This window comes from Mesorhizobium sp. M2E.F.Ca.ET.219.01.1.1, assembly GCF_004016445.2.
GTDB lineage: Bacteria > Pseudomonadota > Alphaproteobacteria > Rhizobiales > Rhizobiaceae > Mesorhizobium.
In genome coordinates this window covers 129,904-142,174 of the sequence record NZ_SADT02000001.1, presented here as the reverse complement: position 1 = coordinate 142,174, position 12,271 = coordinate 129,904, and the positions used below count along the sequence as shown (strand labels likewise).

The 12,271-nt window shown below is 64.2% G+C and carries 10 protein-coding genes; 2 read left to right on the top strand and 8 right to left on the bottom strand.

Annotated elements, in window-relative coordinates; genetic code table 11:
* The first annotated feature begins 178 nt into the window (after positions 1 to 178).
* On the top strand, positions 179 to 1,882 hold the full coding sequence (locus tag EN862_RS00580; RefSeq protein WP_127868356.1) for an adenylate/guanylate cyclase domain-containing protein: 1,704 nt from the start codon (positions 179 to 181) through the stop codon (positions 1,880 to 1,882).
* Between the two features lie 53 nt (positions 1,883 to 1,935).
* Here EN862_RS00580 and EN862_RS00575 read toward each other — a convergent pair whose 3' ends face one another.
* From EN862_RS00575 to EN862_RS00555, 5 genes are all read right to left on the bottom strand, one after another.
* Complete coding sequence (locus EN862_RS00575; RefSeq protein ID WP_127868355.1) at positions 1,936 to 3,069, bottom strand: acyltransferase; 1,134 nt, start codon at positions 3,067 to 3,069, stop codon at positions 1,936 to 1,938.
* Positions 3,070 to 3,328: 259 nt separating this feature from the next.
* A complete protein-coding gene (locus EN862_RS00570; protein ID WP_127868354.1) occupies positions 3,329 to 3,475 on the bottom strand; it encodes a hypothetical protein in 147 nt (48 codons plus the stop codon).
* 56 nt (positions 3,476 to 3,531) lie between these two features.
* Positions 3,532 to 3,735, bottom strand: coding sequence for a hypothetical protein (locus tag EN862_RS00565; RefSeq protein WP_127868353.1), 204 nt, complete (start codon positions 3,733 to 3,735; stop codon positions 3,532 to 3,534).
* Positions 3,736 to 3,812: 77 nt separating this feature from the next.
* On the bottom strand, positions 3,813 to 4,433 hold the full coding sequence (locus tag EN862_RS00560) for a ribonuclease D (RefSeq protein ID WP_127868352.1): 621 nt from the start codon (positions 4,431 to 4,433) through the stop codon (positions 3,813 to 3,815).
* 148 nt (positions 4,434 to 4,581) lie between these two features.
* On the bottom strand, positions 4,582 to 5,967 hold the full coding sequence (locus EN862_RS00555; protein ID WP_127868351.1) for a M20/M25/M40 family metallo-hydrolase: 1,386 nt from the start codon (positions 5,965 to 5,967) through the stop codon (positions 4,582 to 4,584).
* A 424-nt stretch (positions 5,968 to 6,391) separates the two neighbouring features.
* Here EN862_RS00555 and polA point away from each other — a divergent pair, with 424 nt between their 5' ends.
* The gene (polA, locus tag EN862_RS00550; RefSeq protein WP_189401022.1) at positions 6,392 to 9,352 is read left to right on the top strand and encodes a DNA polymerase I; all 2,961 of its coding nucleotides are present in this window, start codon (positions 6,392 to 6,394) and stop codon (positions 9,350 to 9,352) included.
* Positions 9,353 to 9,412: 60 nt separating this feature from the next.
* On the opposite strand, the gene EN862_RS00545 is transcribed toward polA, so the two are convergent.
* From EN862_RS00545 to EN862_RS00535, 3 genes are all read right to left on the bottom strand, one after another.
* A complete protein-coding gene (locus EN862_RS00545; RefSeq protein ID WP_041003614.1) occupies positions 9,413 to 9,817 on the bottom strand; it encodes a Fur family transcriptional regulator in 405 nt (134 codons plus the stop codon).
* Between the two features lie 152 nt (positions 9,818 to 9,969).
* On the bottom strand, positions 9,970 to 11,016 hold the full coding sequence (gene mgrA / locus EN862_RS00540; RefSeq protein WP_127868349.1) for an L-glyceraldehyde 3-phosphate reductase: 1,047 nt from the start codon (positions 11,014 to 11,016) through the stop codon (positions 9,970 to 9,972).
* A 111-nt stretch (positions 11,017 to 11,127) separates the two neighbouring features.
* Entirely contained in the window at positions 11,128 to 12,270 is a 1,143-nt protein-coding gene (locus EN862_RS00535) for a Gfo/Idh/MocA family oxidoreductase (protein ID WP_127868348.1), read from the bottom strand.
* Position 12,271 lies beyond the last annotated feature (1 nt).

Sequence of the window (12,271 nt, the reverse complement as noted above, 5' to 3'; positions counted from 1 at the left end):
GATTGAAAATCAAATGCCCCGCGATGGCGTGATCGGGACCCGATTTCGCGTACGCATCACCACATCGTGGAATGGCAGGCGCCAAGGCTGATTGACTGATTGTCGCCGCCGGCAAATCTTGACCGGAAGGCGCTATTGCCGGCGTGTCTTGGTCAGCGAATCGTTCGAGGCACCGGAAATGAGCCAATTGCAGGTTCCAGCAGCGCCGCCAGGATGGCTGCCGGACGCGTGGCTGCGCAACGCACGACTGCTGTCGGGCCTTGTGCTTATGGCGTTCGTGACGCTGCATTTCCTGAACCATGTGTTGCTCCTGATCTCGCTTGAAGCAGCGGATAGGGGACGCGAGACGTTCCTGCTGCTCTGGCGCAACCCGGCCGGCACTCTGCTCCTTTACGGCGCAGTCGCCACGCATCTTGCTCTTTCGCTGCTAGCGCTCTACCAGCGCCGCACGCTGGCCATGCCGGTGCGGGAGTGGGCGCAGATACTGCTCGGGCTCGCCATTCCGGTGCTGATTGTGGAACACGTGGTCGGCACGCGTGCCATGCACGCCCTTTACGATGCCAACGACACTTACGAGTTCGTGGTGCGCTCGCTATGGATCCTGAGCCCACAGGTCGGGGTGCGGCAGGCGATCGCGGTGGTCGTGATCTGGGCACATGGCTGCCTCGGCCTCCACTTCTGGCTGCGCTATCGTCAGTGGTATCCTCGCACCGCTTCGGCCCTGCTGGTCCTGGCGGTGCTGGTTCCGGTCCTGGCCCTGCTCGGCTTCGCCAGCGCCGGAAAGGAGGTCTCGGCGATGGGACCGCCGCAGTCGCAGGCCATCGAGCCAACCCTTCTCGACCGGGCATTGGCAACCAAGGACCGCATCGACAACGGCATCTATGCCGGCTTTGCAGGACTGATCGTCCTGGTGCTGGCGGCGCGCATTGTTCGCGACCGCATCGAGCGGCGCAACCTGGTTGAGGTGCGCTATGCCGGCGGGCGCAAGGTGCGCGTTCCCCGCGGCTACAGCGTGCTCGATGCCAGCCGGCTGGCCGGCATCGCGCATTATGCCGTGTGCGGCGGGCGCGGGCGCTGCTCGACCTGCCGCATTCGCGTGCTTGACGGCCTTTCCGAGCAGCCGGAGCCCGGTCCGATCGAAGCGGCGACCCTGCGCCGCATCGCGGCTGACGGCGACGTGCGGCTCGCCTGCCAGCTCAGGCCGCGCGGCAATCTTCGCGTCGCGCCGCTGCTGTCGCCGCCGGTCACGGCGGAGAGTCCGCACGCCACAACCGCCAACGATCCCGGCCACGAGAAGGTCCTGGCGGTGATGTTCTGCGACATGCGCGGCTTCACCGCGATGGCCGACCAGCGTCTGCCGTTCGACGTGGTCTTCCTGCTCAACCGCTATTTCAGCGTGATCGGCCGCGCCGTCGAAAGCTCAGGCGGCCGCCTCGACAAGTTCGTCGGCGACGGCGCCATGGCGCTGTTCGGGCTGGAGACCACGCCCGGCGAGGCGTGCCGCAACGCGCTTTCCGCCGCCAGCGCCATCGTCGAGGGAGTTCGCACCCTCAGCGACGACCTCGCCGAGGAACTGCGCGCCACCATCAATGTCGCGATCGGAATCCATGTCGGCCAGGCGATCGTCGGCTCGATGGGCTACGGCGCGGCCATGAACGTGACCGCGATCGGCGACACCGTCAACATCGGCAGCCGGCTGGAGGCCGCGGCGAAGGAATTCGAGGCGGAGATCGTCGTCTCAGAAGCGGCGGTGCGGCTTTCGGGCCTGGAGCTCCCCGGCGCCGAGGCGCGCGAGATCGACATCCGCGGCCGCGCACGCCCACTCGGCGTGCTCGTCGTTCCGCGCGGCGCGGCGATGCCGATCGCCTTGCCGGCAAAATGAAAGAGGCCCGCCTCGGGGCGAAGCCTCGCCTTGCCGCTGCCTCAGTCGCACTTTCAGCCCGGCTGGGAAACCGCCGCGGCGGGCCTGGCTCTGACCGGGGTCGGATCAGCGCTCGCCAGCACGGCATAGCGAAGACGCATGCGCAGGAACGGCGCTTCGATGCAGGAATAGCTGAGATGACCGATCGGGATGGTTGCCAGGAAGCATGCCAGCGACCAGAGGCATGCGACATAGAAATTGCTGATGTCCATGATGTTGTCGTTGATGAACGCGGCCAGCTGGTGCACGAAGAACAGGTGCAGCAGGTAGATCGAATAACTGTATGATCCGGCCTTCTCCATGATCCTGAAGGGCAGGCTCGTTCGCTCCCTGGCGAAGGTCGTGTCATAGTAGGCGATCCCGAAGGCGTAGGCAGCAGCCTCCAGGGTGGGCAGGATCACCCATCTCCAGGGCGGCGCCGAGCGGGGCCCCAGATGGTAGAACCCGCCCGCCGCGTCGAACCACCAGAAGAACCCCGAAAATGACGCAAGAACGGCCAGCGCCAGCCAGTGCCTGCCCTTCGCACAGGCGCGAAAGTGGAAGGCAAGAATGCCGGCAAGGAACTGGTCCGCATGCCCTATGATTGTCCAGTACGCTGCCCACTGCACCTCGCCGAACCGCACATACAAAGCGAGCCTCAGCAAAATGGCTGCAGCAATGAACAGCAACGGGGCAAACTGGAATCGCCTGGACGCCATCAGCAGGAATGGCAGCAACAGGTAGAAATGAGCTTCGACCGTGACCGACCAGCCGCCATTGGGAAGCGTGGGGAAAATCACCCCCTTGCCGACATCGGTGAAATACGTGCCGAGGTCCTCGCCTGCCAGATATCTGCGGCAAGCCTCGATGCAAATCACGGCGAACAAAAGGGGCAGCAGCCTGAGCGCCCTGTTGGCGAAGAACGGCAGATATCTGACCTGCTTGCCGTCAAGAAGCTTGGCAAAAAGGTAGCCGGAAAGCGCCATGAACAACGAGACGCCGGTGTGCCCTTCGTCCAGGATGCTGAACAAGGGTAGAGCCGGCACGAAGCCATAGGCGACCGGCCCGTCCGGAGATGCATGGAGGAAGTGAAAGGTGAAGACCAGAAAGGCCGCCAGGCCACGGATATGATCCAGCGCTGGATAGTATTCTCCGGTCGAGGACTTCATTTCGAGATCACGCGCTCCCGCGCCTTGCCGGCCACCGATTCCGAGCGATCCCCGACCTTAAGTCGCTGCCGCATGCGCGCTCGGTGCGCCCCCGAAGCTCGGTTCGATGCGACTGTCCCTGCGGTTCGCCATGGGCTCTTGCGTGCCTGTCCGGCGCCGATGGCGTTCGGGTTGCAGAGTAGATGTGATGGCTTAAAGGCGGGTTAAGTGCGGAAAATCGATGTGATTGCCCGACTTTCCGGGCCAGGCTGCAAGCCGTTCAATTCTGCTGGATCGAAATGCCCTTGTCGTCGATCTTGAGCTCGACGCCTTTCGGCCTGGTCTGCTCGCGATAGACATAGATGCCGAGCGCGATGATCACCGCGACCAGTGCTCCGATGATGAGATAGAGCGTGTTCTGCCTCATTCGCGTCCCCTCATTGCGACAGTCACGCCTGCTTTGACATGGCAGGCCGCGGTCGCCTACTGGTCGTCGTCGTCACCCGATGCCGGACGCCAGCTGGTCGGATCGACCTTCTTTTGCGTGTTGCGGTCGGTGTAGACCCACCAGCCACCGTCGCGATACTGGCCGACGGATTCATTGACGACGCCGTCGCCGTCCCTCCACAGGATGGTGACCTTCGAGCCGTCCTTCGGGGCGCTTTCCATCGGTTTGCGCTCTGCCATCTCACTCCCTCCACGAACCGGCCCGCTCCGTGAACCGGCCGAACCGGCAAGAACGCCCGCCGACGCGCCCGGTTCCTTCAGCTATGCGCGAAGATGTCTTCCTCGGCCCAGCCCATCAGGTCGAGCTTGGCGCGCGTCGGCAGGAAACGGAAGCAGGCGTCCGCCTCCTTGGTGCGGTTTTCGCGCGCCAGGCGCGCCGCCAGCATCTCGCGCAGGCGGTGCAGGTAAAGCACGTCGGAGGCGGCATAGTCGAGTTGCTCGGGCGACAGCGTTTCCGCTGCCCAATCGGAGGATTGCTGCGCCTTGGACAGGCCGATGCCGAGCAGTTCGTTGCAGAGATCCTTCAGCCCGTGGCGGTCGGTGTAGGTGCGGACGAGCCGCGAGGCGATCTTGGTGCAGAACACCGGCTCCGCCATCACGCCGAAGGCATTGTAGAGCACGGCGATATCGAAGCGGCCGTAATGGAACAGCTTGGTGATCGCGCGGTTGCGGAGCAGACTGACGAGGTTCGGCGCCTTCTTCTGGCCGGGTGCGATCTGGATGACGTCGGCGCTGCCGTCGCCGGGCGAGATCTGCACCACGCAGAGCCGGTCGCGATGCGGGTTCAAGCCCAGCGTCTCCGTGTCGATGGCCACCGCCCCGACATTGTAGCGGGCGAGGTCGGGCAGGTCGTTCTTGTGGAAACGGATATCGGTCATTCTCTTCTCCGGATCGCACCTGCGGCGCCGCGCGTCCTTGGGATGCGCGCAGCACGCCGCGGCGCTTCGCGCCAGCTAATTCGTCCTCGCCGCGATCCGGCGAAAAATCAACAGAAAGTTGAATCTCACGTCTTTCGTGACTTTCGCCTCAGCGGGTCAGCGCATCGAGGATACGCGCCCAGGACCGCTGCCCCTTGTGGAAGGAGGTCAGCTCGTATTTCTCGTTCGGCGAGTGGATGCGGTCGTCGTCGAGGCCGAAACCGACCAGCAGCGATTCCATGCCGAGATAGGTCTGGAAGTCGCCAACCACGGGAATGGAGCCGCCGCCACCGATGGTCAGCGCCTGCTTTTCCCATTCGTCGGACAGCGCGTCCTTGGCCTTGGCCAGGAACGGCGAGTCGTAGGAAAGCTGGATCGCCGGCGAGCCGCCATGCGGATGGAATTCGACCGAGCAGTCGCCGGGGATGCGTTCGCGAACGAAAGCCTGGAAGGCGGCGCGGATTGTCTTCGGGTCCTGCTTGTGGACGAGCCGGAACGACACTTTTGCCGAGGCTTCGGCCGCGATCACCGTCTTGAATCCCTTGCCGGTGTAGCCGCCGATGATGCCGTTGAACTCGGCCGTCGGCCGCGCCCAGGTCATTTCGAGCACCGAGCGACCCTTTTCGCCGGCCGGAATGGAAAGGCCGACCGGACCGAGGAAGGTCTCGGCGGTCTCGCCGAGGCCTTCCCAGGATTTCAGCACTTGGCTGGGTGTCTCCTCGACGCCGTCATAGAAGCCCGGAATGGTGACGCGGCCATTCTCGTCATGCACGTCGGCAAGGATCTTGGCCAGGATACGGATCGGATTGGCGGCCGCGCCGCCATAGAGGCCCGAATGCAGGTCGCGGCTGGCCGCCTTGACGGTGATCTCCTCGCCGACCATGCCGCGCAGCGACACGCAGATCGACGGCGTCTCATGGTTCCACATGCTGGTGTCGCAGACCAGCGCGAAATCCGCCTTCAGCTCGGCGGCGTTGGCTTCCAGGAACGGCTTCAGCGACGGCGAGCCGGATTCCTCCTCGCCCTCGAACAGGATGGTGACGCGGCAGGGCAGATTGCCATGCACCTGCTTCCAGGCACGGCAGGCCTCGACGAAGGTCATCAACTGCCCCTTGTCATCGGCCGAGCCGCGGCCGGTGATCACCTTGCGGCCGGGTTCGATCTCCTTGATCGAAGGCGCGAACGGATCGGTTTCCCACAATTCGATCGGATCGACCGGCTGCACGTCGTAATGGCCATAGAACAAAACATGCGGCGCGCCTGCCGGTCCCTCGTGATGCGCCACCACCATCGGATGTCCGGGCGTGTCGCGCACACTCGCGTCGAAGCCGATCAGCTTGAGCTCGGCGACCAGCCATTCGGCCCCCTTGCGGCAGTCGGCGGCAAAGGCCGGATCGGTGGAGATCGACTTGATGCCGAGCAGGCCGAACAGCCGCTCCAGGCTCTGGTCGAGATTCTGGTCGAGACGTTCGAGGACGGGGGAGATTCTGGACATGCTTTTTGCCTTTCGATTTTTGGGCAGACCCTAAAGGGCCACGCCCAAAACGAAAAGGCGCGATCGTTAGACCAAGACGCAATCGTCGCCGAGGACAAAAAGAAGACCGCCGTGGTGGAGGGGGAACCACGGCGGCCTCTACTCGAAACGTTGCGGCAGCCCGGAGAGGGGGGATAGGCTGCCGCAGTTTGCCCGGAATAGGCGGGGGACGGGCCTTGCTCCGGACTTCGGCGAAAACTGCCGATGACGTGTATTTGGGTCTCTGAACATGGCGATTCAAGGGCATGAAAATTACACTTTTGTAACATGCCCGTGAGCGCCCAATTTCCGGCCGGACAGGATCTGTCAGGGGTGTTGCCCGAACCGGTGGGTTCCTCCGCCTTTGGCATGGACCGCGAAGGCTGGCCGCGCTATCCCTGCCGGCATGAAAAAAGGCGATCACCTCTTCCTCGTCGACGGCTCCGGCTACATTTTCCGCGCCTACCACGCGCTGCCGCCGCTCAACCGCAAATCCGACGGCCTGCCGACCAGTGCGGTGCTCGGCTTCTGCAACATGGTTTGGAAGCTGATGCAAGACGCCCGCAACACCAATGTAGGCATCGTGCCGACGCATTTCGCCGTCATTTTCGATTATTCCTCGAAGACGTTCCGCAGCGATCTCTACCCCGAATACAAGGCGAACCGCTCGGCGCCGCCGGAGGATCTGATCCCGCAATTCGGGCTGATCCGCCAGGCGACCGTGGCCTTCAACCTGCCCTGCATCGAGATGGAGGGTTTCGAGGCGGACGACATCATCGCCACCTATTGCCGGCTCGCTTGCGAGGTCGGCGCCGACACCACCATCATCTCCTCCGACAAGGACTTGATGCAGCTGGTCGGACCGACCGTCGGCATGTACGACCCGATGAAGGACCGCCAGATCGGCATTCCCGAGGTGATCGAGAAATGGGGGGTGCCGCCGGAAAAGATGATCGACCTGCAGGCGCTGACCGGCGACTCGGTCGACAACGTGCCGGGCGTGCCGGGCATCGGCCCGAAGACCGCGGCGCAGCTGCTGGAACAGTTCGGCGACCTTGACGGTCTGCTGGCGCGTGCTTCCGAGATCAAGCAGGACAAGCGGCGCGAGACAATCATCGCCAATGCCGACAAGGCTCGGATCTCGCGCGAGCTGGTGACGCTGAAGAACGATGTGCCGCTGAAAGAGGGGCTGGACGACCTGGTTCTGCACGCGCCGGACGGACCGAAGCTGATCGGCTTTCTGAAGACCATGGAATTCACCACGCTGACGCGACGCGTTGCCGAGGCGACCGCCACCGAGATCGGCGACGTCCAGGCTTCCGCCGTCATCGTCGAGCGGGCCGATGCCGCGCATGGCCCCGATGTCGGCGCCGGAGCGCCGCCGCGGCAGCGGGCACCTCAATCAAAGGGCGACGCAAAACCCGCCGCGCCGGTCAGGGGCGAGGATGCGCCGCCGCAGGGCGACACCCCATCGCTGCTTTCGGCGCTGCGGCTGGAACAGGCGGCGGCACGCAAGATCGACCCTTCGGCCTATGGCGCCATCCGCGACGCGGCCGCGCTGAAAGCCTGGATCGCCGAAGCCCGCGACGCAGGCATCCTCGCCTTCGACGCCGAGACCAGCTCGTCCGATCCGATGCAGGCCGATCTCATCGGCCTGTCCATGGCGATCGCGCCCGGTCGCGCCGTCTATGTGCCGCTTGCCCACGGAAACGGCAACGGCGATCTGCTTGGCGGCGGCCAGTTGGAGAACCAGATTCCGGTCCGCGAGGCGCTGGCGCTGCTCAAGCCGCTGCTCGAGGACCGGTCGGTCCTGAAAATCGTGCAGGACATGAAATACGACATCGTTGTGATGAGCCGGCACGGCATCGAGGTCGGCCCGTTCGACGACACGATGCTGATCTCCTACGTGCTCGACGCCGGCACCTCAGGCGGCCACGATCTCGCCTCGCTGTCGGAAAAGTGGCTGGGCCACGCGCCGGCGTCGAAAAAGGAACTGGCCGGCTCGGGCAAGAGCGCCATCGGCTTCGACCAGGTCGATATCGAGCGCGCGACGAAATACGCCGCCGAACAAGCCGATATCGCGCTGCAGCTTTGGCAGGTGCTGAAGCCGAGGCTAGCCGCCAAGGGCCTGGTTTCCGTCTATGAGCGGCTGGAACGGCCGCTGGTGCCGGTGCTCGCCCGCATGGAGCAGCGCGGCATCTCGGTCGACCGGCAGATCCTGTCGCGGCTCTCCGGCGAGCTGGCGCAAGGCGCTGCCCGAGCCGAGGAAGAGATTTACGGCATCGTCGGCGAGCGCATCAACATCGGCTCGCCGAAGCAGCTCGGTGACATCTTGTTCGGCAAGATGGGCCTGCCGGGCGGCTCGAAGACCAAGACCGGCCAGTGGTCGACCTCGGCGCAGCTGCTGGAAGATCTTGCCGCCGAAGGCCACGAGCTGCCGCGCAAGATCGTCGACTGGCGCCAGCTCACCAAGCTGAAATCGACCTACACCGACGCCCTGCCCGGCTTCATCAACCCCGGCACCAACCGCGTGCATACGTCCTATGCGCTTGCCGCGACCACAACCGGGCGGCTGTCGTCCTCCGATCCCAACCTGCAGAACATCCCGGTGCGCACCGCCGAGGGCCGCAAGATCAGGACCGCCTTCATCGCGGAGAAGGGCCACAAGCTGGTTTCGGCTGACTACAGCCAGATCGAGCTGCGCGTGCTTGCCCATGTCGCCGAGATCCCGCAGCTCAAGCAGGCCTTCGCCGACGGCGCCGACATCCACGCGATCACCGCGTCGGAGATGTTCAACGTGCCGGTCGAGGGCATGCCGTCGGAGGTGCGCCGGCGGGCCAAGGCGATCAATTTCGGCATCATCTACGGCATCTCGGCCTTCGGCCTCGCCAACCAGTTGTCGATCCCGCGCGACGAGGCCGGCGCCTATATCAAGCGCTATTTCGAGCGCTTCCCCGGCATCCGCGACTATATCGAGGAAACCAAGGCTTACGCGCGGGAAAACGGCTTCGTCGAGACCATCTTCGGCCGCCGCATCCACTATCCGGAGATACGATCCTCCAACCCGTCGATCCGCGCCTTCAACGAGCGCGCCTCGATCAACGCCAGGCTCCAAGGCACCGCGGCCGATATCATCCGACGCGCGATGGTGCATATGGAGGAAGCGCTGGACAAGGCGAAGCTCTCCGCCCGCATGCTGCTGCAGGTGCATGACGAGCTGATCTTCGAGACGGTGGAAGCGGAAGTCGAAGCGACGATTCCCGTCGTGCGCCGCGTGATGGAGAACGCGCCGATGCCGGCCGTCTCGATGTCGGTGCCGCTGCATGTCGACGCGCGGGCGGCCAACAATTGGGACGAGGCGCATTAGGCGGCATGCCGAGAGGCGTCGCGATCCGTCGCCGGCATCAATAGGCTAAATGGTATAGAGCTAAGCCGCCTCAGCCCTGCATTTTGCGCAAACGCCGCGAAACTCGATCACCGCCTTCTTGGCCGCGAATCCCGTCGAGCGCACCCATTCGTCCAGCCGGTGGTCAACATCATGGTCGGACATCTCGGTCACCTGGCCGCAATTGTCGCAGATGGCGAAGGCGGTCATCGAATGGCTGTGGTCGTGCGGCTCGGCGCAGGCGACGAAGGAATTGAGGCTTTCCAGCCGGTGCACGAAACCGGACTTCACCAGCGTGTCGAGCGCCCGGTAAACCTGCAGCGGGGCGCGAAAACCGCGCTCCCGCAGCTGGTCGAGCAGCGTATAGGCGCTGAGCGGCCCGCTGGATGCCTCGAGCTTCTCGAGCACGCAGAGCTGGTTCTTGGTCAGCGCATCTCTTGCCGTCATTTTGTTCGCCCAATCGACGCTTGCACGCGCGACCGCATGCCAAGGACTTCAATTTCCCCTGAGATAGCGACGAACGAGTGATTTTGCCACTGTTTCCGCAGCGCGTACCGCCTGGCGCACGCTGCGCGGCGAAGGTTGGGCGCGACCGATCGCTACTTGCGCGGCGGCCCTTTGCGTTCGGCCGAAGCAGCCCACAGGTTGATGTCGGACTCGCGCGCATAAGTATCGATCTCGGCAAGTTCGGCATCGCTGAATTCCAGCGCCTTGAGCGCACCGACGCAATCCTCGACCTGTTCCGGCCGGCTGGCGCCGATCAGCGCCGTGGTCACGCGGCCCTTGCGCAGCACCCAGGCCAGCGCCATCTGCGCCAGCGTCTGGCCGCGCTTCTTTGCGATTTCGTTGAGCGCCTTGATGTTGGCGATCGACTTGTCGTTGATGAAGGCCGGCCTGAGCGACTTGCCTTGGCTGGCGCGGCTGCCTTCGGGAATGCCGCCGAGATACTTGTCAGTCAGCATGCCTTGCGCCAGCGGCGAGAACACGATCGAGCCGATGCCCAGCCCCTCCAGCGTGTCGAGCAGCCCGTCCTCCTCGACCCAGCGGTTGAGCATCGAATAGCTCGGCTGGTGGATAAGGCAGGGCGTGCCGAGCCGCCTCAGAATATCGGCCGCCTCGCGCGTACGCTGCGAGTTGTAAGAGGAGATGCCGGCATAGAGCGCCTTGCCCGAGCGTACCGCATGGTCGAGCGCGCCCATCGTCTCTTCCAGCGGCGTCTCCGGATCGAAGCGGTGCGAATAGAAGATGTCGACATAGTCGAGCCCCATGCGCTTGAGGCTCTGGTCGAGGCTGGCCAGCACATATTTGCGGCTGCCCCATTCGCCGTAAGGACCGGCCCACATCTCGTAGCCCGCCTTGGTCGAGATGATCATCTCGTCGCGATAAGCGGCGAAATCCGTGCGCAGTATCTCGCCGAACGCGGTTTCCGCCGAGCCGGGCGGCGGGCCGTAATTGTTGGCGAGGTCGAAATGCGTGATGCCGAGGTCGAAGGCCTTGCGCACGATCGCCTGCTTGGTCCGGTGCGGCGTGTCGTTGCCGAAATTGTGCCACAGCCCGAGCGAGATCGCCGGCAGCTTCAAGCCGGACCGGCCGCAGCGGTTATAGATCATCTTCTCGTAGCGGTTTTCGGCGGCGACATAGGGCATGGGGGGAATCCTCGGGATCGAAGCGGCGCGGCGGTCGCGGCGATGAATTGAATCGATGCTTGCCCCTAACCCTTACCCTCTCCCCGCCGAAACGGGGAGAGGGGTTGCCACCTAGTTTTTCTTCGCCAGCAACGCCTTCGCGTCCTTGACGCCGAGCGCGGCCGGCCGCTCGCAGCTCGTCTGCATGGCGACATATTTGCCGCTTTCGCCGGAACGCAAGATGCCGGTCATGACATCGACGGCGTGCAGCGCCAGCTCCATCGAGCAGCGATGCGGCCGCCCTTCCGCTATCGCGATCGCCATGTCGGCGAGGCCGGCGGTGCGGTAATTGGCCATCATGCCCTGGCCGTGCATCTCGTTCGGCACGCCGAACGGATGGTTCCATTTCGGCAGTTTCTTCACCGGCTTGGCCGCGTCGGTGAAGCGCACTTCGCCGCCGAAGAAATTCGGATCCGGGACGAAGACGGTGCCCAACTCGCCATAGAGCTCCATTGGCGCGTGGCCATGGCTCCAGACGTCCCAGCTGGTGTTGAGCGTGATCACCGCGCCATTGGCGAATTCGAGCAGCGCATGGATGGTGGTCGGCGTGTTCACCGGGATCTTCTCGCCCGCCCGCGGTTTCGACGAGATCGTCCGCTCCTTGGCCGGCGTCGTCGCGAAGGCCGCCACCTGTTTCACCGGTCCGATCAGCTGGATCAGGTTGGTGACGTAGTATGGCCCGATGTCCAGCACCGGACCGGCGCCCGGCTGGAAGAAGAAGTCCGGATTGGGGTGCCAGTGCTCCATGCCGTGGCCCATCACATGGCAGGTGCCGCTGGTGATCTTGCCGAGCTTGCCGCTGTCGATCAGCTCGCGCGCCAGCTGGTGCGCGCCGCCGAGGAACGTGTCCGGCGCCGAACCGATGCGCAGGCCCTTCTTCTCGGCCCGTTTCTTGAGGTCGAGCCCTTCCTCGATCGACAGCACGAACGGCTTTTCCGAATAGACGTGCTTGCCGGCGTCGAGCACTGCTTTCGAGACTTCATAGTGCACCGCCGGGATCGTCAGATTGACGATGATGTCGATCTCGTCGTCCTTGAGAAGGTCGTCGACGGTCTCGGCGCGCAGCTTGAACTCCTTCGCCCGCGCCTTGGCGACCTCCATGTTGATATCCGCGCAGGCCCGCATCTTGATGCCGCGGAACAGCGGCGCCAGTGAGAAATACGCCTTCGATATGTTGCCGCAGCCGATGACGCCGACGCCAAGTTTGTCTGCCATT

Bases quoted from the DNA above. Each gene is read 5' to 3' on its own strand.
- EN862_RS00580 (WP_127868356.1), top strand. From the start codon at position 179: ATGAGCCAATTGCAGGTTCCAGCAGCGCCGCCAGGATGGCTGCCGGAC.
- EN862_RS00575 (WP_127868355.1), bottom strand. From the start codon at position 3,069: ATGAAGTCCTCGACCGGAGAATACTATCCAGCGCTGGATCATATCCGT.
- EN862_RS00570 (WP_127868354.1), bottom strand. From the start codon at position 3,475: ATGAGGCAGAACACGCTCTATCTCATCATCGGAGCACTGGTCGCGGTG.
- EN862_RS00565 (WP_127868353.1), bottom strand. From the start codon at position 3,735: ATGGCAGAGCGCAAACCGATGGAAAGCGCCCCGAAGGACGGCTCGAAG.
- EN862_RS00560 (WP_127868352.1), bottom strand. From the start codon at position 4,433: ATGACCGATATCCGTTTCCACAAGAACGACCTGCCCGACCTCGCCCGC.
- EN862_RS00555 (WP_127868351.1), bottom strand. From the start codon at position 5,967: ATGTCCAGAATCTCCCCCGTCCTCGAACGTCTCGACCAGAATCTCGAC.
- polA (WP_189401022.1), top strand. From the start codon at position 6,392: ATGAAAAAAGGCGATCACCTCTTCCTCGTCGACGGCTCCGGCTACATT.
- EN862_RS00545 (WP_041003614.1), bottom strand. From the start codon at position 9,817: ATGACGGCAAGAGATGCGCTGACCAAGAACCAGCTCTGCGTGCTCGAG.
- mgrA (WP_127868349.1), bottom strand. From the start codon at position 11,016: ATGCCCTATGTCGCCGCCGAAAACCGCTACGAGAAGATGATCTATAAC.
- EN862_RS00535 (WP_127868348.1), bottom strand. From the start codon at position 12,270: ATGGCAGACAAACTTGGCGTCGGCGTCATCGGCTGCGGCAACATATCG.